15 protein-coding genes are annotated in these 19,397 nt (G+C 55.1%); 10 read left to right on the top strand and 5 right to left on the bottom strand.

All coding sequences use genetic code 11. The annotated features are described in order from the left end of the window. Positions 1-160 precede the first annotated feature (160 nt). From GP473_RS08415 to GP473_RS08400, 4 genes are all read left to right on the top strand, one after another. On the top strand, positions 161-1,486 hold the full coding sequence (locus GP473_RS08415; RefSeq protein WP_246394769.1) for an LGFP repeat-containing protein: 1,326 nt from the start codon (positions 161-163) through the stop codon (positions 1,484-1,486). A gap of 113 nt (positions 1,487-1,599) precedes the next feature. Then, positions 1,600-2,493 carry an AbfB domain-containing protein gene (locus GP473_RS08410; protein WP_185770424.1) on the top strand — a complete coding sequence of 298 codons (894 nt, stop codon included), beginning with the start codon at positions 1,600-1,602 and terminating at the stop codon, positions 2,491-2,493. Between the two features lie 143 nt (positions 2,494-2,636). After that, a complete protein-coding gene (locus GP473_RS08405; RefSeq protein ID WP_186276852.1) occupies positions 2,637-6,344 on the top strand; it encodes an HNH endonuclease in 3,708 nt (1,235 codons plus the stop codon). An 18-nt stretch (positions 6,345-6,362) separates the two neighbouring features. After that, positions 6,363-7,391 (top strand): SMI1/KNR4 family protein, encoded by a 1,029-nt coding sequence (locus GP473_RS08400; RefSeq protein ID WP_185770421.1) that lies wholly within the window; start codon positions 6,363-6,365, stop codon positions 7,389-7,391. A gap of 109 nt (positions 7,392-7,500) precedes the next feature. Here the strand turns inward: GP473_RS08400 and GP473_RS08395 are convergent, their stop codons facing one another. Further along, positions 7,501-9,024: an NAD(P)-binding domain-containing protein gene (locus GP473_RS08395; protein WP_246394767.1), complete on the bottom strand. Its 1,524-nt coding sequence runs from the start codon at positions 9,022-9,024 to the stop codon at positions 7,501-7,503. Positions 9,025-9,187: 163 nt separating this feature from the next. Here GP473_RS08395 and GP473_RS08390 point away from each other — a divergent pair, with 163 nt between their 5' ends. The 3 genes from GP473_RS08390 (at position 9,188) to alc (ending at position 13,110) form a co-directional block, all read left to right on the top strand. Next, a complete protein-coding gene (locus GP473_RS08390; protein ID WP_186276851.1) occupies positions 9,188-10,504 on the top strand; it encodes a DUF6986 family protein in 1,317 nt (438 codons plus the stop codon). A 15-nt stretch (positions 10,505-10,519) separates the two neighbouring features. Then, positions 10,520-11,959, top strand: coding sequence for an allantoinase AllB (gene allB, locus GP473_RS08385; protein ID WP_186276850.1), 1,440 nt, complete (start codon positions 10,520-10,522; stop codon positions 11,957-11,959). Between the two features lie 101 nt (positions 11,960-12,060). After that, complete coding sequence (gene alc, locus GP473_RS08380) at positions 12,061-13,110, top strand: allantoicase (protein ID WP_186276849.1); 1,050 nt, start codon at positions 12,061-12,063, stop codon at positions 13,108-13,110. On the opposite strand, the gene GP473_RS08375 is transcribed toward alc, so the two are convergent. The 3 genes from GP473_RS08375 to GP473_RS08365 are packed head-to-tail and all read right to left on the bottom strand — an operon-like array spanning position 13,093 to position 15,857. After that, positions 13,093-13,842: an ABC transporter ATP-binding protein gene (locus tag GP473_RS08375; RefSeq protein ID WP_186277313.1), complete on the bottom strand. Its 750-nt coding sequence runs from the start codon at positions 13,840-13,842 to the stop codon at positions 13,093-13,095. The genes alc and GP473_RS08375 overlap by 18 nt on opposite strands. Positions 13,843-13,895: 53 nt before the next feature. Further along, complete coding sequence (locus GP473_RS08370; protein WP_186276848.1) at positions 13,896-14,885, bottom strand: ABC transporter substrate-binding protein; 990 nt, start codon at positions 14,883-14,885, stop codon at positions 13,896-13,898. A 6-nt stretch (positions 14,886-14,891) separates the two neighbouring features. Next, positions 14,892-15,857, bottom strand: a complete 966-nt coding sequence (locus tag GP473_RS08365; protein WP_186276847.1) for a FecCD family ABC transporter permease — start codon at positions 15,855-15,857, stop codon at positions 14,892-14,894. A gap of 115 nt (positions 15,858-15,972) precedes the next feature. Between GP473_RS08365 and GP473_RS08360 the strand changes: the two genes are divergently transcribed. Genes GP473_RS08360 through deoC form a run of 3 tightly spaced genes read left to right on the top strand, consistent with a single transcriptional unit; the run spans position 15,973 to position 18,317 of the window. Continuing rightward, entirely contained in the window at positions 15,973-17,280 is a 1,308-nt protein-coding gene (locus GP473_RS08360; protein ID WP_186276846.1) for a DUF445 domain-containing protein, read from the top strand. Between the two features lie 5 nt (positions 17,281-17,285). After that, a complete protein-coding gene (locus GP473_RS08355; RefSeq protein ID WP_185770415.1) occupies positions 17,286-17,600 on the top strand; it encodes a DUF2516 family protein in 315 nt (104 codons plus the stop codon). A gap of 6 nt (positions 17,601-17,606) precedes the next feature. Continuing rightward, a complete protein-coding gene (gene deoC / locus GP473_RS08350) occupies positions 17,607-18,317 on the top strand; it encodes a deoxyribose-phosphate aldolase (protein WP_186276845.1) in 711 nt (236 codons plus the stop codon). 123 nt (positions 18,318-18,440) lie between these two features. On the opposite strand, the gene GP473_RS08345 is transcribed toward deoC, so the two are convergent. After that, positions 18,441-19,385, bottom strand: coding sequence for an LmeA family phospholipid-binding protein (locus GP473_RS08345; protein ID WP_186276844.1), 945 nt, complete (start codon positions 19,383-19,385; stop codon positions 18,441-18,443). Between the last annotated feature and the right edge of the window lie 12 nt (positions 19,386-19,397).

Here is a 19,397-nt window from a genome sequence, read left to right as displayed (position 1 = left end):
CTGGCACCGCAAGAGTTAATCACGATGCTCACGAGGTTGTAAGCGCTGGGGAAACGATAACAACTTCTCTTACCTTCAGGGGAACAAACCGTAAAAAATTCTTACATAAAACTATACAGCAGCTGAAAATTGCCTTATTGTTACCAACGTGATTGGTTTTATGAAACAAACTTCTTCTTGTCTGCGCTTCCGCCGGCTAGTTATGGGCATTGCTACGATTACGGCTGTCTGTTCGGTTACCACAGCAGCGCAGGCCACAGTGATTTACGGGTACCCCATCACCGGCAAGATCGAAGAAGCATTCCATCGCCTCGGTGGCGTGCAACATTTTGGCAACGCGACCACACCGGAATCCGTTGCTGTTAACAATGGTCGTTTCCAGCACTTTCGCAACAATGCGTCGATCTACTGGCACCCAAACGTGGATCGTGGAACCGCACATGCTGTGGAAGGCCGCATCCGCGACAAGTGGTCAGATCTGGGTTGGGAACGTTCCGTGGTGGGATACCCAATTACTGATGAAACCACCACGCCTGATGGCATCGGCCGGTTTAACCATTTTCATAATGGTTCAATCTATTGGTCGCCTAAAACTGACGCTCATCAGATTGGCGGAGCTATCAGAGACAAATGGGCAGCGCAAGGGTGGGAGACTGGTTCCCTAGGCTACCCCCACACCGATGAGGTCGCTGCGCCGGATAAAATCGGGCGTTTTAATCGCTTTGACAATGGATTTATCTACTGGAGCCCTGCTACCGGAGCTCACATCGTTCCCACCGATATTTTCGAGATCTGGGCAGCCAACGGCTGGGAAGCTGGGAAACTCGGTTACCCTACCACCGACAGCTATAAAACCAACGGCAGTGTGAAACAAGAGTTTCAAAAAGGTGCCATTCAAATCTTTCCTCCCACCGGTCAGGTGCTTCAGCGCTTCGATAACGCAGCCTATTCCAGTTATCAGCAGATCTATCCCTTATTCACCGTCGATCAAGTATCGGGTATTCACCCAGCTGGCGCCCACCGTGAAGTTTCCCAGCACATGGGTAAGTACTTCCCTTTGCCAGGCTGCCCAGACGTCCTGACAGTTGGTACGACATGTGCTATGCCCACTGCCGGTGGACAAACCGGGCCAGTCGCCGTCACGCGCATTGCAGATACTGGTTTCACCTTGACCACACAAGCTGGTCATCCTGAGGGAGAAGGAAGGATCCTCAATATTCGCTTCGATACCGTCACCGCTCCCACTTCAGCAGAACCCACCGTGATTTTCAGCGACGATACACAACGCAGCAAGTACATAGGGTCTGACAAAACCTGGATCCGTGTGATAGTTGAAGCCTTCGGTACAACGTCCACTTCTCGGGTCGCAGGACCATTCATTTCAGACCACGTCGGCCGGCAGATCTTTGGTAATTTTGCCACTACCCTGCGCGCCAGGCTGCCAGAAGCAACCACTATTTACGCATCAGTAACACCCCAACGCTGACCTGGCTATCTTCCTGTCCGCTCGTTCTGTAACTCTCTGTATCCCTCTACATCTCTCCTTTATTTCGATTCCCGAAGTTTTACTTAGATTCTTGAAAGCGATACCCAACCACCATGTCCGTCTTATCTCTACTCACACGTGGCGCTCTTGCTGCCATAGTCCTGACCGCTAGTATCAACACCGCGTCTGCTGCTCAGGCTGACATTCCGGTCAAAATCCTGGCGGGTGATGGTGGCATTGTCCAAGAACAGTGTGGGAAACAACCCCAACAAATCCGTGTGGACTCATCTTCGGTTTCAACTTTCTCGGTCTGCTTTGCCCTCACCAAACCCACCGGGTGGGCGGCGATGAATCTCACTGGCTCATATGGTGTGGTGAACAACCTCACCGTTGACGTCAACGTGGCATTTAAGCTTCCTGATGGAGCTGTGTATTGGCAAGATGCTGTCCACCCTGGTCAAGCTAAGAGCATCGATGTCAACAATGCTGGATCCACCATCGTTGAGTTACAAGTCATTCCCGTTGCTACGAACAATGGCGCCTCCAGCGCCACCTTGATACCCGGCACCGACGATGCACCGAACTATGTATCTCTTCGCTCAGCGTCCGCAGCAGCATCCGGCCGCACTGTCCGTGTGACGTGGGCTGGCGTCACCACAACGCCCCTGTCACGCAACAGTTCTTTTCTCGACCGTCTCGACGGGTCCTTCCTTGTCGCTAAAGGACTATCCGATCCAGCCTGTGTGTCCTTGGAATCCGCAGCGTATCCCGGCATGTATTTGCAAGCCACCAGCCCTACCGACTTTTCGTTGTCTTCTACGCCCAGTGCTTCTCATGCCACATGGTGTCCCAATCCTGCCACCACACCCGTGACATCCACTCGATTGGTGTGGGCTACTGATCGCACCAAAGCACTGGCGATAACAAGCCAAGGTTCCCTGGTGCTCGGCGCGGTTGACTCTGCAGATAGCAGATGGTTTACAGATCAAGCTTTAGCACGCCCCTAGCACATCTCTAGGTACTTCCGTCTCCTTATCGTGCGTCAACCAACACACAGGAAAGATACTCAGAAATGAATCACCACTTACCACCACCACACACCACGTTTTCCATGGGACCTGGTCTGGCTCGTAGGCTGCGGGTCTGGTGCGTGTCACTTATAACCGTCATCCTGGTTGTTGCTGTAGGCACCGAGGCCTCTGGTGCTCAACAAGTTGCTGCTACCGAACACACACGTACTACGAGTGACATCCGTGACAAGCAACGGGCACGTGAATTTGCAGTCGAGATGTTAGGCACCAACTTCATGTCCTCCCGTGCTGCTGCCGAAGCAGTTTTACGCGGAGGAGAGGTCGAACTCGACGCATACGCTAACGGCGGGATGCAGCAAGCCCGTATCCAAGACCTTCGTCAGATTGTTGTTACCATTTCAGCAGCAGCCGGTTCTGCGGTACAAGCTGCTGCCGACAAAGCGTTAGAGTCCGGTGACGAACAGGCGTTAGCCGACTTTATTGATGCGGGGTGGTCACACGCCCAACAGCTCGATGATCGGGCTACGGCTTGGCGTGCTGCCCGAGCACCCGCTGGCACTAGTGTGAAAGCCGCCGCTGATCGGGCGTTGCAGGCCAACACTCCCGAGGCACTGAGTGATTTCGCCACGACTGGGTACGACATCGCTAAGGCTCATGACCGCCGTCGTGAGGTTTATGCGCTGACGCGGTCGACTTCCCCAGCTGTTGCTCGTGGGGCGCAGGAGGCGATCCAGACCGGTACGGATACCGCGATTGACTCTTATCTTCGCTATGGGCAATTTGTTGCTGCGGCACAAGACGCCGAAAAAATGAGTATCGATGAGCTGGTCAACAGTGCTGTGACCGAAGCCGATAAGGCACAAACTGCGGCTAACGTGGCAGCCCAAAATGCGGATCAAGCCGCAAGAGCGACCGATGCTGCGCGCTTGGCTACCGAACGTGCGAAATCCGAAGCTCAAGCCGCTGATAATGCCCAAGTTCGTGCAGGGAGCGCTGCTGCTCAGGCAGGAAAACTTGCCAATCAGTCGGCGGTAGCTGCCGATAGGGCAGTAGCCGCTGCTGGAGAGGCGCGTAGTGCGTTACAGTACACCGCTGATGCGCTGGCTCGAGCCGCTGCTGCTGCATCTCGTGCGCGCATTGCTGCTCAAGAAGCATCATCAAGAGCTGCCGCAGCTGGAATGGATGCCTCTCAGGCACGCCAAGCTCGTATTGCAGCCGTCAATGCGCGTAACGCTGCAGCTGCCGCGGAGAAAGCTGCGCAATCATTCATCCACGCTGATGCTGCATGGGGTTATGCGCAATCGGCAGGTTCAGCAGCATCGTCGGCCGCACGTAATGCTGATGCTGCTGCAGCAGCTGCTAGTGAAGCGGCTTCGGCTGCTGGTGATAGTGATGCAGCCGCTGCTGATGCCAGGGCTGGTGCCGTCCGTGCGCGTGCTGCGGCAGACCGGGCACGGGCGGCTTCTCGTGAAGTCGACGGGCTTGTCGTTCGAATCACGTCATTAGTACAACAGGCACGTGAAGCAGCCAGTCAAGCGGCCGCACATGCCCGTAACAGTGCGAAAGCTGCCGATGATGCTGCTGCTGAGGCAGATAAAGCCATTATTTCGGCGAACAAGGCGGGAGTTAATGCCCAGGATGCGCAGGTTGCCGCCAATAAGGCAGTTGAAGCAGTAAATCTGGCTTATGAGATCAGCAAACTAGCGCGCGAGGCTGCTGATCAACGCCTCGCGCAGGAAGCTGCTTATCTTAGAGATCAAGCCACCCAAGCCCGTGCAATACAAGACGCTCAAGATGCTGTGTCTACAGAACACAAAGATCAGCGCACAAAGCTTGAAAATGATTTACACCAACTCTCTGAACTGGTGGCAAATAGCGATGGACATGCCATTGATTTAGGCAGGGTCAGGGAACTCGCTATTAGTGCAGTGCAGGTGGGTACGCCTGCCATCGCCGGAAGCGCAGCGGTAGCACTGGCTTCCGGAAGAGATGAAGACCTCCAGGCTTTTGTAGACGAGTATGAAGAGTCCACTTTCACTGATGCACACTCGCGTGTGGAATTTCTGGCTCTTAACGATCCTAACCCTCAAGTTCAGGAGGCAGCGGATATAGCGAGCTACGACAGTGGTGACAATATCCAAGACTTCCTTAACACCGAGTTACCGGAAATACGTAAGCCGGGACTGCTTGCCCGAACGTGGCAATTGCGCAGTCAAGGTGATGATGCGGTGAAGCGTGCTGCGGATGCAGCGCTGCGAACTAATACGTTTGACGTTCTTGACGGTTTTGTGAACGGGGGAGGATATGAACGTGCGCTCTACGAAGACCAGCTACGCCAGGCCTATGAGCTGACGCGAACAGGAACGCCAGAAGTCAAAGCTGCGGCTCAAGCTGCAGTCGCAGGTGATCGGGAGGGATTGGCCGAGTTTATTGCTATCGAAGCTAAACGCCGTGCCGCGGCTGATGCGCAACGCACTACCCATGATGAGTACATCGACGGTCTCCTCGAGAGAGGATACCAAGCCGCGCACGACGCCTCACGCAACGCAGCAGAAGCGCAACGGTCATACTTTGCTGCCCGCGGCGACGCACAAACAGCCGTACGCTATGCCGAAGAAGCTGCTGGTTGGGCAGGAAAAGCACAAAAGTCAGCTGCTACAGCGCAAGAGCATGTGCGCAAAGCAGGAGAATCATTGCAGTTTGCGATGCAACAGCAGGAGCGCGCTCATGCGGCAGCCAACCAAGCTGAAAAGGATGCGCGTGCTGCTGCCAGCAATGCGGATCATGCTGCCAGTTATGCGGCTCAGGCTCACGACTCGGCAACTCAAGCAGCAAGCTCGGCTGCTCAGGCACGCAGGTCAGCAGATGCAGCGGGACAGGATGCACATCTGGCCGGCCAGGCTGCGCAGGAAGCCTACAATATTGCGTGGGAAAAGCAACTCGCTGAACAAGAGCAGTACCGAGCCGCAGCGGCTGAGGGGGAACTGAAAGCGAGTAAAACCAGCCTATTAGACGCAATTAAACAGCACGTCGGCCAGGAAGCCCTGGACGTGTTGCTAGACCTCATCGGTGTTACAGACGTTCTCAATTGTTTTAAAGGTGAAGTTTCCGCTTGTCTGTGGGCGGCAGTAGGCGCGCTGCCTTTTGGCAAGATAGCAAAACTGGGCAAAGCAATTCCGGTGTTTAAGAAGCTAATCAGCAAGATCAGCGACATTAAATCAGCGGTACGAAATTCACGTTTTCGTGCGATTCTAGATGATGCGTTGATGCCGGCCGGCTGTGCTGTCTCTCATGGTGCAATTTGGTGGGGTAGAGTGACGACTGAGTCGGCGGTATGGTCGCCAACCATAACCGTCGATTATTTGAGATGGCTCACAGTCGCTAAAAAATGTCCGCTACCCCCTAGTGTTGTTAAAGTTCCGGGAACAAATCGATATCCGATTAACGCTCGCTACGCTGGAGGTAAGTGGCGGAATGGCGATATTTCGAGAATGCCTCCGGGCTTCCGTGAGAAGTATGGAGATATTTATTTCAACGAGAAAGGATACCCTATATTTGATAATCAAGTGGCTAGTCCGGATGAGTACGAGATCTTCAAAGGAAAAGTCCCAGATATCAAGATTAAACCTCAAGGATCGCGTTACAAGGATGTTAAATTAGCCGATGAAGAAATGGGAATTGATGCAAAATTCCGCAGAAAACATAACCTTGTATGGCATCATCATGAAGAGACAGGGCGTATGCAACTGATTCCAAGAGATCTTCACAGCGTTGTTCGCCATTCAGGTGGTTGGGCTAGCTGGGGTCGAGCGCACACGCTAACGTAAGAAAGCAGGTATGGAATAATGAAATTTGGCGATATTGAGTTCACTGATCGAGGGAAACCTTGTGGTATCTTGCGTATCCGTTCCATCGAGAAAAAAATCGGACGCAAGCTTCCCGCTGATTACAAAAAGTTCATCATGAAAACCGGCGGCGGATGTTTAAGCCTCAAAAATACCTATTTGTTTGGAGTTCTCTTGCCCAGTGGAGAGGAACTCGAAGCTAATGTCGAAATCATCCTCGGTAACGATCCCACGGGTGAAACAGACTTCGATCTTGCAGAAGCCGGTGAGTATTTCACTGAAGAATGGGAGATTCCCTCCGATGTGTTACTCATTGGTAATACTGAAGCAGGAATGCATGAGTGCTTTGTGATCAATTATGATCTGCCGGAATTCCCTCGCCATAGTGTGCTATATCTCGACAATGACATACCAGGAGAATTCACTCTTATCGCAAGATCATTCAGCGAATTTCTCAGCATGCTAGCTCCTGATTCAGACTATGATCCCGACGACGACCTCAGCATCGAAGAATCACGGGAGCAGACCAAGAAACAACACAAAATCCGCTCGCAGAAAGGCGCATTGTCACCACAACTTCAGGAATCAATCGAAGCAACAGGAATTCCAGATTACGAACAAATCGTGCGACGGGCGGCCTACCAGCTGGCATGTGTCGATCTAGGTTTCTTTGTCTCAGGTTATAACAAGAAGTGGGCTCAATTGCTAGACGTAGTGTATTGGGCTGCTCAACACGTACAACCGTGCCGCACTGTTAAATCCTTCAAAGGGCCTATATGGGATCATATTCCATGGGATGGAAATGAGTATCAATTCATGTCGCTCGTACGCGCCTCGTTTGTTTTGGAAGGGGAACGCGGCTCTATATCCTGTAGCGAAGCTATGCTTGAACTATGGTGGCAACGGAGAATCGAGCCGGGAGTGCTGGTTGAAACTCCTGAAGGATTTAAATTGAAGGATGAATACATCGCGCCGGTGTTAGAGGCTCTTCGAGAGGACATAAAAAACCATCCGCGTGTGGAAATATAGAGCATCCTTAAACGTTGAAAAGTTTCCTTTTCTTTCTGAAGAGTGGGAGCTTCCTCAGGAGATATTGCTCATTGGGCTATCAGCACCTTCCAATGGTCAACGTTTCCTGCTAGTAGCGTGGCGACTCTGGGTACCACCCCTCGCCCTCCGTGTGGCGGCCAACGTTAGAGACCTCGAGGTGCTCAAAGGCCTGAAAATCCTCAAAGAACCCCGGCCAGTTCTCTATGGTGATGTCTTTAGCAATGCGCCCAGACATGCGTGTCAACCCAGCGTAAATGCCAGAGAGCTGGTTTCCTGCTAACGCGTGTGAGGCGCGAGCGCCCGTGGAAAAGTGGAATAACCGAGAAATAAACTGCGGTGCCCCCTCCGCGGGAGTGAATTGAAAACCGTCCCCCAAATAAGGGCATTTACCCAACGGGTGATCCTTTGCAGGCTCGAACATATCTTTCCACAATGCAATGTTCGGAAGAAACTCCTTCAGCTCTGGACGCAACTCTAAATCAACGGAGTAACCAGTAGCGGAAATGACAAAATCCGCGACAGTCGTACGGCCAACATCATCCGTGATGACAATCTCGCCCGCATCATTGACCTTCACATCGGCCCAACGAGAATCCTTCACCAGCCTGAAATTATCGAAACCGAAGGCACGCCACACCGAGGCCTGCGTCGGTGGCTGAGGAAGACCACCATTGAACAGAGAAAATTCCCACTTCTGCTCGTCACTTAAATCGAAGAAATGCTCCTGCATACCCGGAAACTCCATCCAGCGCAGAGAATTCTGAGTCGGGATTTCGTGGCGTCGGACATGGACAGAAACCTCCGCTGCCCCAGCCTCAAGCGCCACAGAAGCATTATCAAACCCCGACGCGCCACCTCCCAGAACCGCAACACGTTTACCGGCAAGAGAGGAAAAATCAATAGCATCCTCCGTGTGAGCGCGCAGCTCCCGCGGCAAAGCCTTCACCATGTCAGGCAAGAACGGCCCGCCACCGCCATCCAACCCAAGAGCAAAGATCACACGACGCGCACGGTACTCCACCTGCTCGCCCTCAACCTCAGCAGTAACGCGGAAATCACCATCCTCCTGCTCAGGGGGAAACACACCAGTCACACACGTATTGAAATCCACATCCACGCCAGTGGTCGTGCGATACCACACGAGGTACTCGTGCCAGTCCAGGCGCGGAACCAGCTCCGTGGCATCCCACGCCTCCTTGCCGTACTTCGCCTCAAACCACGAACGCGTATGCAAAGAAGGGATATCCAGTTCAATGCCCTTCATGTTCTTAGGAGAGCGCAAAGTATGCATGCGGGCATAGCGATCCCAACAGCCCACATACTGCTCCGGGCCGGCCTCCAACACCTTGACGCGGTCGATGCGATGGCGCTGAAGCGCAAAAGCGGCACCCAAACCAGCCTGACCACCACCGATGATGAGAACGTTCAACACGCCGTCGCCCGGTGAAGGAACCCAGTCATGGTTGTGACCCAGCAACTCCATTTCATGATGAGCCTGCTTCTCCAGAGCCTCCAGGTTGGCTGCAGCCTGATCAGCTGGCAACGGCTCTGGCCGGTTGAATTCTGGAACGGTGCTGCGATCACCGAAGTGGGTGGCGGTCACGTCGGACACGGTGAACCTTCCTTACATAAGGCAAAAAGACAATTATCGTTTCAGCACTTTAATCTGTTGAACACAAAGGTGAGAGTCACTCACGTTAAATCCGTGTTACAGGGGGAGGGTGCCGGACTCATCTATTATGCGTTCTCACCCTCTGTAGCGGATAATCTGACGCATGACTGACCTTGCGGAACTGTACTCCATTGCAGACAACACCCTGCATGACGTGGATAAAGACGTACGCGGGCGCTGGGCAACCCCCATCACCTGGCGGCAGCCGGTACACACGCTATACATGCCGGCGGACAAGTTCTTCACTGCGGCCGAGACCCTCTCCGAATACACGGAGTACGCACGTCAGCAGGCGGCCATGGCAATACAGGAAGCCACCGGTGAACAGAATCTGGAAGCAGGCCTGGTGGAGGTGGCCGCCAGAGTAGAGCTACCCCCTGCAACCGCCCCCCTGGCCGCCCATAAGCTTCAAACCCAACCGATTGAAGACATACGCATTGACCTGGAAGACGGGTTCACGCAACGAGCCGTCTCCGAGGGCGACCGCGATGCAGACGAAGATCACTATGCTCAACGAGCTGCCGAAGCCCTGGCTGCATGGGTAGAAGACAAAGATCCACACGCCCCCTCCTTCGCAGGTATCCGTTTTAAGTCCTTCGACCCGCTCACACGACAGCGGGGTGTGCGCACTCTATTTATTGTGCTGAAGCATTTACATGCGACGGGGACTTTGGAAAAGCTGGACGAACGCGCTTTACGCCTGACATTCCCCAAAGTGCAAAGTCACCACCAGGTGACCGCGCTCGTTCGAATTCTGCAGAGCCTGGAACAACAATGGGGACTCACCCGTCCGATACCGTTTGAAGTGCAGGTTGAAGCTCCGCAAGCAATTCTGGGAGCTAATGGTGATGCCGAGCCAGTAAAGATCATCACGGCAGCCCAGGGCCGGTGCCTGTCGCTGCACTACGGAACCTACGACTATTCAGCTTCCTTGGGGGTGGATGCTGCGTACCAATCCATGGAACACCCCGTGGCCGATTATGCAAAAGACATGTTGCAAGTCGCCACCACATCTGTAGGGGTGGAATTGTCTGATGGATCAACAAACCGCATCCCAGTGGGAGATACGGAGTCCGTCATGACTGCGTGGCAGCTCCATACTCGCCTCGTGAACCGTCACCTCGCCCGGGGTATCCGCCAGGGATGGGATCTTCACCCAGCCCAGCTAGTCACCCGGCACCTGACCACTATTGCGTATTTCCGTGACCAGTGGAAGCACAGCGCTGAACGTCTGCGAGACTACGTAGCAGGAGATGAGTCGCGCTGGATGGATGAACCAGCCACCGCAAAAGCCATGAGCAGTTATCTACGGCGAGCTTTCCAGGCGGGTGCTATCACGGAAGAAGAGCTTGCCGCATACAATCTGAGTTTGCCCTTGTTGGAAGCACTCCAGCTCACTGGTCGTCTGTCCCAGAAGTAGAAGGATTTTCTTGTTATGACCTCGACTGTTTTCCGTGCACACCACGCTATTGTCGCCATCGATGGCGAGGTTGTGGAAGGTCCGGCTTCCGTTGTCGTCTCCGACGGCACAGTGGTTGAGATTCTTCCTTCTCTCGACGCCACCCCGACCCATCCTGTCGCCGAGACTGTGGAAATCCCCGCTGATCAGATTCTTTTGCCCGGACTGGTGGATACCCACGTACACGTCAATGAACCTGGACGCACTGAATGGGAAGGATTTGCCTCCGCTACTCGAGCTGCCGCTGCCGGCGGAGTCACCACCCTCATCGACATGCCGTTGAATTCCATCCCATCCACCATCACCATGGATGCGCTGCGCACCAAGCAGGACGTGGCCCGGGAGAAGGTGAAGGTCAATGTTGGGTTCTGGGCTGGGGTCACACCCCAGAACCTCGGAACTGGTGAGCTACGTAAACTCTGGGAAACCGGGCGAGTATTCGGATTCAAGTGTTTCCTGTTGCACTCGGGAGTTGACGAGTTCCCACCGCTGACACCAGAGCAGTTGGTTGAGGCGATGGAGGAGATCGCCGCCTTCGATGGTCAAATTATTGTGCACGCTGAGGATGCACAACTCATCGAAGAAGGGGAGAAAGCCCAAGAGGCTGCTGGTGGCATCACACAGGAATACGCCACCTTCGAGGCATCCCGACCACCAGCGGCAGAAGCTGCGGCCATTAAGACAGTCATTGAGGCCTCCGAGAAGACTGGTTGCCGTGCACATATCCTCCACCTTTCCGACTCAGGATCGTTGCCCCAGATTCGCGAAGCCCAAGCCCGTGGCGTGAAATTGACGGTGGAGACATGCCCTCATTACCTCGCACTGTTTAGTGAAGAGATCCACAATGGCGGAACACAGAACAAATGCTGCCCACCAATCCGTGGCGCCGCTAACCGGGAACAACTATGGAAGGGTTTGGTTGACGGCCAGATCAGCATGATCGTTTCTGATCATTCTCCATGCACTGCCGAACTGAAGAAATTCGAAGACCTTGGTTTCAGCGGCTCCTTCGGTGAAGCATGGGGTGGAATCGCCTCTGTGGAACTTGGCTTGCCTGTCATATGGTCTCAAGCCCGTCTGCGCGGCAAGACGTTGAAGGATGTCATCAACTGGATGTCGACAAGTCCCGCTGCGTGGGCTGGTTTGACCGACCGTGGTCAGATCGCCGTGGGGAAAGTTGCAGATTTCATCGCTGTTTCCGCCGATGACGCCTTCGTTGTTCTCCCAGAGAAACTTCATCAAAAGAATAAGGTCACTGCCTATGCGCAGCGTGCACTGGCTGGTGTGGTGCACAAGACGTACATCAACGGAGAGTTAGTGTTTGACCGGGAGGGGGGCGTCGGTAAAGACGAGGAGGTCTTCCCCGGCCCACGTGGCGCTTTGGTTGAGCGGCCACAATTACGACAGCTTGGTTGAGTGACCACAATTAGGCGTGGTGCTTTGGTTGAGCGGCCATAATTATGACGGCCTAGTTGAACAGCCATAACTACGAAGAAAAGAGAGGACAAAAAGAAAACATGATCGACCGTCCGGCAGAGCAGTTTGCATTTGAGACCTACCCTGATCTTGCTAACCGTGCGCTGGCAGGCTCCGTTATTTGGGCTTCAGACGAGTCTTTCGCCGAACGCGAAAACCTCATCATGCCGCATGAGCCAGCTTTCGATCCGAACGAGTTTGGCAATAAAGGCAAAGTGTACGACGGCTGGGAAACTCGGCGACGCCGCCACGATGACATCGGTGGGCATGACAGCGCCATCGTGCGCCTCGGTGTCCCCGGCCTGGTACGAGGCATCGTCGTAGACACCGCCTGGTTCAAAGGCAACTACCCCACCCACATCGCCGTGTGGGGGTTGACATGCGATGAATACCTGCCAGCAGAGCAGATTGCCGCGCTTCCGGACAGTGAATGGACACAACTAGTACCCGTCACCCCAGCTCAAGGCCACACACGCCACCCATTTGAAATCGCCGCAGACTCTGCCCAAGGAACGCAGCGCTTCACCCACATTAAGCTGGACATGATCCCCGATGGAGGTATTGCGCGCCTGCGGATCCACGGAGTACCTGCTCCAGACCCACGTTTCTTGGGAGGTACCGTGGACCTTGCAGCAACAGAAAACGGTGCCCACGTCACCTCCTGTTCTAACATGTTCTACTCCAGCCCCAATCAGATTCTGGGACTCGGCCGAGCGATGAACATGGGTGGCGGTTGGGAAAACGCCCGCCGCCGCACCGAGGGAAATGACCAGGTCACCGTCAAGCTTGCAGCCGAAGGCGTCATTCGCCACGTGGAGATCGACACCTCGTACTTCGTATTCAACTCTCCAGGCGATGTGCAGCTCACCGGTATCACCGAAGCCGGCGAAGAAATCGAATTAGTGGGCAAAACCCGTGCCCTACCGGATACGCGCCACCGTTTCCTGGTTGACTCCGAAGAACCCGTGGTATCCGTTCGTGCCGATGTCTACCCCGATGGCGGTATTTCCCGTCTGAGAGTGTGGGGCGATCTTTCCGAAAACGGTATGGCAGAGATTGAAAAACGTTGGGGCTCAGCGACCGAAAAGTAGATGCAGGCGCCCCCGCACATCAATCGTCTCCACGGTGACCCCATACACCGGTTCGAGGATCTCTGGCGTTAAAACCTCCCTCGGGGAACCACTAGCCACAATGCGCCCCTTGTTCATGACATGGATGACGTCGCAATACTGTGCTGCAAGGTTCAAATCATGCAGCACTACCAGCGCAGAGACAGGTAAAACCCGCAGCAGCTGTAACACATCGTGCTGATAGCGGATATCCAAATGATTCGTCGGCTCATCCAACAGAACCACGTCAGTGTGTTGAGCTAAGGCACGGGCAATCAATACCCTCTGGCGCTCGCCCCCAGAAAGAGTAGACAGAAAACGCCCAGCCAGTCTCTCGGCTCCGACACACGCCAATGCTTCCTGTACAACCTGGCGATCCCGCGCAGCACCTGGCCCACCTATACCCGCATGCGGCATACGCCCGAGCATGACCAACTCTTCCACGCGCAGTGGAATTGCCGGATCGGGATCCTGAGCCACTAGAGATACCTTCCTGGCCACAGCCTTCCGGCTCATCTTCGACGCCACTTTGCCGTGGAGAAAGACCTCTCCCACCTCCAACGGAAGGGCTCCGAGTAGCGCTTTCAGCAACGTGGTCTTGCCCGATCCATTGGGCCCTACCACTCCGATGACCGTGCGCTGCTGGCCAGACGGGATCGTGAGAGACACATTTTGCAACGTTGGTAAGCGTGCCTGAGAGAAACGTACCGTGATGTTTCGTGCTTCAAGGGCGTAAGGCACATGAGAGGGAGCGGGAGAAGAGTTCGTCAACGCGTCTCCTTGACGAAATCTCGGATCTGTTCCACACCATCAACAGCCAGGGGAGTGGGTGGTTCAGCGAAATTGAGTAGAAGAGGCAGCACGCGCCCTCGCCTTACGGCAGTGGTGCCTTTCGCGCCGCTGTAGTCCATCATGGCTTGTCGAGCATCTTGAGGATCTCCAGCGGAGTACAGGGCAATGATGATATCGGGATTCTTATCGGCAACCTGTTCGGGACTTACCTCAAAGACACGTTGAGGTTCATCACCAAACACGTTACGAAGACCGGCGGATTCCACCACGGGATTACTCATGGAGTGGCTACCGTAGGCATACACGGGACCGCCACCCACCGAGGGATACGTGACAAGAACCGATGGCCGAGATGCCCCCGCGGAATTCTTTGCACCCTCTCTTTCGAGCTCCGTCAACCTTTCTTTTAACTGCGACACAAAAGCCTGCCCCTTCGCCTGTTGAGAGAACACCGTCGCATACAACATCACCTGATCCCAGGCATCCTCCCACGTGGCAGGTCGCGATAACGCCCCACAGAATGCAGGCTCATCAAGTTGCGGAATCCCCAACGGCTCAAGAGCTTGCCGAGAGACAGTCTCGGTAGCACCCAGCACCAAGTCCGGTTTCTGTGCTGCCACCTGTTCCACGCTGATCTGCAAATGTCCACCGGCATCAAGGCGGTCGGTCAAAGAGGGCACCGTGTCCAACGCAGAACGTGTCGCCTCATCGAAGTACTGAGGTGGGTATTGCCCTGCACGCGCAGTGACACGATCCAACATTCCAAGATGCGCGAGGGTCGTGATGGACTCGGGGCCGAGAGTCATCACCCGGTGTGGATCAGCGGGTGTAGTAACCTCCGCCCCACAATTGCTGACCGTTGCACCAGGCGCGGGGTTGGCGGCTTGGTTCACGTCATCACTTCCGCATCCTGTGAGGATGAGAGAAACACTGAGTACAACTGCGGTGATGGCAAGCTTTTTCATCGGTGACTAGCTTTCAGTAGGGGCGGGGTGGCGTCGAATAAGAACAAGAAGAAGCGGAGTGCCGACCAGGGCAGTGATGATTCCGATAGGAAGTTCCTGAGGAGACAATATGGTGCGTGCGCCTATATCAGCCCAGATGACAAGGATGGCTCCCAGCAACGCCGCCATAGGAATGACGACGCGATGAGAAGCACCCACCACGCGCCGGGCAAGATGGGGAACGACAAGGCCGACGAAGCCGATGGCGCCGGACAGCGACACCACCGAACCGATGAGCAAACACGTCGCTAACAGAAGGACAGCCCGCAGACGTTGGGGATGGACGCCGAGAGACAAAGCAGTAGTATCCCCGAGACACAGAGCATCGATATGAGGAGCCAAGAGCATCACTACACACGACACAACACCGAAAACGACGAAAACCGCAGCGAGCTGAGAACCCCAGCTGGCCAACGAAAGAGAACCGAGCAACCAAAACATGACAGAGCGAGAGGCCTCGGGGGAATCGCTCGCGAAAATCATGAAGCTGGTCAGAGCTGACAGAGCATAGCCGATGGCCACACCGGACAGAAGCAGGCGAACAGCGGTGAGTTGTCCCCCAGACCGGGCGAGAAGAAAAACGAGGACAGTGGCGCCTACAGCGCCAAGGAAAGCCATAGCCTGAAGCCCCACACCACTACCAACCCCGAAGAGAATAGCGGCGGCGGTGCCACAGCTCGCACCAGAATGTACGCCGACAATATAAGGATCCGCGAGCACATTGCGGACAATGGCCTGCAGAATCACACCAGCAACAGCTAGCCCCGCGCCCGAAGCGCAGCCCAGCAACACCCGAGGGATACGTAGATTGTGGACGATAGGATCCGAGACACTCACAGAGACCGATCCGATAGACACACCCGCGAATAGGCTCCCGCATAACACGACAAGAGCGCCAAGAAGCCACAGGAGACAACGGCGCTCAACTCTCATGGAAACCCAGAATAGACCCACGTATAGAAGTTATGGAAATAGTTACTGATAGAGACACCCGAGAGACAGTTCTCACGTGATTTTAATTGAGGGGATGTCCCGCCGTAGTGGAATAATGACGAACGTGACACAAGAACCACTAGTTGCAGTGCCCGGACCAGACCCGGAAACGGAATCCCAGCGCAGGGCGGATTTGCGTAAGCACAAAGCCATCGCGACTGGCTTACTGGTCATCGCGGTGCTCATTTATATCAGCATGCGTTGGTTGGAATACCAGGGCAACAGCGGGGCATGGATTGGTTATGTGCGGGCAGCCGCGGAAGCCGGCATGGTCGGTGCGCTGGCGGACTGGTTCGCTGTGACTGCACTATTCCGCCACCCCCTGCATATTCCGATTCCCCACACGGCCATTATTAAGCGCAAAAAGGACCAGGTGGGGCATGCGCTCAGCGAATTCGTGGGTGAGAACTTCCTCAATGCCACGCTCATTGCCGACAAGCTGCGCAAAGCGAATATTCCACAGCGCGCAGCTGACTGGGTTGTGGCAGACGGGGGCGCGGAACGCGTATCCAAAGAGGCAGGTCGCCTCATCGACATCGTGGTCAATGGCATCAACAAGGAAGAAGCTGAGCAGGTTCTCTCCGCGTTAGTTATCGACAAGCTGCAGGAACCAACATGGGCACCGCCACTCGGACGAGGGCTGGAGCAGCTGATTGAGGAGGGTCGCACAGAGCCCGCGATCGATGCCGTCGTAGTGTGGATGGACGATAAAGCACAAACCTCCGAAGAGTTCGTGACTCGCCTTATTGACGAACGCACTCCCACGTGGGCACCGCGTTTCATCCGGGAGCTAGTCGGCGCCAAAGTGTACCGGGAGTTGATTGAATTCACCGCCGATGTGCGTCACAACCCGCACCATGAGGCGCGCATAGAGTTGCGGAAATTCCTCCGGCAGCTATCACAGGATCTTCAACATGATCCGCAGATGATTGAACGCGTAGAACAATTCAAGGAGGACATCATGACCTCCACACCCATTCGGGCTATCCCCGGCGCCCTGTGGGAATCCGCGCGATCAACTCTGACCACCATGGCGCGAGATGAGGACTCTCTTCTACGCCGGCGGATTACCAACTGGGTGCGCGAGTTCGGCACGCGCGTGCAAAACGAGCCGGAGTTACGCGATCAGCTGGAACATCGCGTGGTTAACGCCGCGAGCTACCTCGCAGACAACTATGCGGGGGAAGTTACGAGCATTATCGGTGAAACAGTGGAGCGCTGGGACGCGCAAGAAGCTTCCGACCGGATTGAGCTGCTCGTGGGTAAAGACCTGCAGTTCATTCGAGTGAACGGCACGATAGTAGGAGCACTCGCCGGGTTAGCTATCTATACGCTGACGGAATTAGTCTTCGCTGTAGCATAAGTGCCATGGAACAAGTTTTCGTGGTGATCGGAACCATCTACATCGCAATCAACCTCGTGCTGAGTATCACGGTTCTGGGCTTGGCTGTGTTCGGTGCAATCACCGTGGCTACCACACGCGATGATGCGTTTATGGTGATTGATCGCCAGAAGCAACAATGGCTGCTGCTGTGCATAGGCGCTGCTGTGGCTGCAGGGCTGAGCTTCCTGCCCGGCCTCACAATGCTCTGGGTTATTGCCGCTGTCATCGTGGGGGTCTACTGGCAGGATGTGCGCCCATCCATTAACGACGTGCTGGGCAACGCCTCTGGAAGTTGGTGATCGACCGTGGAGCTTACCAAACAACAGGTTGCCGCAGTGATTGATTCCACCATCCTCAAACCAGAAGCTACCCGCGAGGATGTTTTAGCTCTCTTGGCCGAAGCGCGCGAGTTGGGATGCGGCGCAATCTGCGTCTCCCCTTCCATGCTGCCCATATCCGACGCCACACGCCACGATGACCCAGCCATCGCCACTGTAGCGGGCTTCCCGTCGGGAAAGCATGCCTCACTGATCAAAGCTACGGAGGCTCGATTTGCTGTGGAGAACGGTGCGGTTGAAGTTGATGTGGTTGTGGACATCGCCGCTGCAGCTGCGGGTGATGAGAATGCTCTGGTGAGCGAGCTGATGACGGTGCGCGAGGCCGTACAACCCCCGGTGGTGCTTAAGGTGATTCTGGAAACCGCAGTATTGGGCGAGGACCAATTGCGTGCAGCCGTGCGCGCCTGCATCACGATAGGTGCGGATTATGTGAAAACCTCAACCGGCTTCCACCCTGCAGGTGGGGCAACCGTGCAAGCCGTGGCGATCATGGCCGATGAGCTAGAGAAGGCCGGGAAACTCGCCCCGTTCGGAATGAGCGAGGATGTCCGCCGAGCCGCTGGCTTGATGGGGGTCAAGGCTTCCGGTGGAATCCGCGACTGGGATACGGCCGTGGCCATGATTGAGGCTGGGGCTACACGCCTGGGCGTGAGTTCGGCACGGGCGATCTTGACCTAAAGCGAGGGGACTGTTGTGTGTGGGGGGGGAACTGTCTGAGATGTCGCCAGCGTGCGTGGCACGGAAGCTGTCTCGGGGCGGTTGTTGTGGGTGAAAAGTGCCTGAGATACTGCGAGAGGAACCCTAAGAGGCTACAGAACCGGTGGTTTTGTTCAGATCGGAGCTGAGCTCCTGCACGTTCACGTCAGTGCCGTGGAGGCGAACATCCAAGCCTTTGTCGGTGACTCGGACATCCTCGAATCTCAGGTTCCCGTTCAGCCGCGCCGCTTGCTGGCGGTTGAGCATTTCCTGAATGCCCTGTACAGCGCTGTCCGGAAGGTTGAGGATCCCCAAAACTTGGGCGGACTTCACATCGAAGGAGATCTGCCCATCGTTGACTACGGGTTGCATGTGCAGTTTGGCTAGGCCGTTATTGATATCGAACTCTAGCTCCTGGTTTCCCTCATTGGGCGTGATGCCGGTGACCTTGATCTGACTCGTCAAAAAGTCCTCTACACCGTTGCCACCAGTGTGCTTCTGCTGCTCCTCGACAATTTCAGCCAACATGAGTTCACTGGGGATGGACGTGTGCAGGGTGAGCTCACCGAAAGACGTATCCTGTTGCTGCTCTCCCAAGGCAATGCTCCGAGCCTCAATATCCATTTCTGGAGCACCCTTCACGTGAGGAAGGGAGACGTTGCCATCGTCATAGGACACACTTAGCGAAGATGGGATATCGATATCCACACTACCCACCTTTTTAGTGAGCAGGGCAAGCAGAAGTGGGGAGGCGCCGAAGTGTACCGAGGGATCCTGCGTCAGTTCATAGCCGGATTCGGAAGCGGACTGCCTGATGCCCTCGATGAGCTGGTTTTTCGCGTAGAGACGGGCACCGAATTCAGCACAGCCGAGAAACACCACAAGGACGAGTACGATGATGAGGAAAAGCGGCAGTGCTTTGCCGCGCCGTTTTTTCTGCGCTGTGCTTACATGTCCCCAGTCCTGAGCTCCGGAACTTGCGGAATGCGCCCCAGAACCGTGAGAGGGAAAGTTGTATTCGGAGGTTTCGTTGTACTGCGGGTTACTCACCCACTCCAGTGT

Source organism: Corynebacterium anserum (assembly GCF_014262665.1).
GTDB classification, from domain to species: domain Bacteria; phylum Actinomycetota; class Actinomycetes; order Mycobacteriales; family Mycobacteriaceae; genus Corynebacterium; species Corynebacterium anserum.
Note: the sequence above shows the minus strand (reverse complement) of the source record. Positions and strands in the feature narration are given on the sequence as shown.

Excerpts from the sequence above, each read along its gene's own strand:
- alc (WP_186276849.1), top strand. The coding sequence starts at position 12,061 with ATGATCGACCGTCCGGCAGAGCAGTTTGCATTTGAGACCTACCCTGAT.
- GP473_RS08360 (WP_186276846.1), top strand. The coding sequence starts at position 15,973 with ATGACGAACGTGACACAAGAACCACTAGTTGCAGTGCCCGGACCAGAC.
- GP473_RS08355 (WP_185770415.1), top strand. The coding sequence starts at position 17,286 with ATGGAACAAGTTTTCGTGGTGATCGGAACCATCTACATCGCAATCAAC.
- allB (WP_186276850.1), top strand. The coding sequence starts at position 10,520 with ATGACCTCGACTGTTTTCCGTGCACACCACGCTATTGTCGCCATCGAT.
- GP473_RS08365 (WP_186276847.1), bottom strand. The coding sequence starts at position 15,857 with ATGAGAGTTGAGCGCCGTTGTCTCCTGTGGCTTCTTGGCGCTCTTGTC.
- GP473_RS08390 (WP_186276851.1), top strand. The coding sequence starts at position 9,188 with ATGACTGACCTTGCGGAACTGTACTCCATTGCAGACAACACCCTGCAT.
- GP473_RS08370 (WP_186276848.1), bottom strand. The coding sequence starts at position 14,885 with ATGAAAAAGCTTGCCATCACCGCAGTTGTACTCAGTGTTTCTCTCATC.
- GP473_RS08415 (WP_246394769.1), top strand. The coding sequence starts at position 161 with ATGAAACAAACTTCTTCTTGTCTGCGCTTCCGCCGGCTAGTTATGGGC.
- GP473_RS08400 (WP_185770421.1), top strand. The coding sequence starts at position 6,363 with ATGAAATTTGGCGATATTGAGTTCACTGATCGAGGGAAACCTTGTGGT.
- GP473_RS08410 (WP_185770424.1), top strand. The coding sequence starts at position 1,600 with ATGTCCGTCTTATCTCTACTCACACGTGGCGCTCTTGCTGCCATAGTC.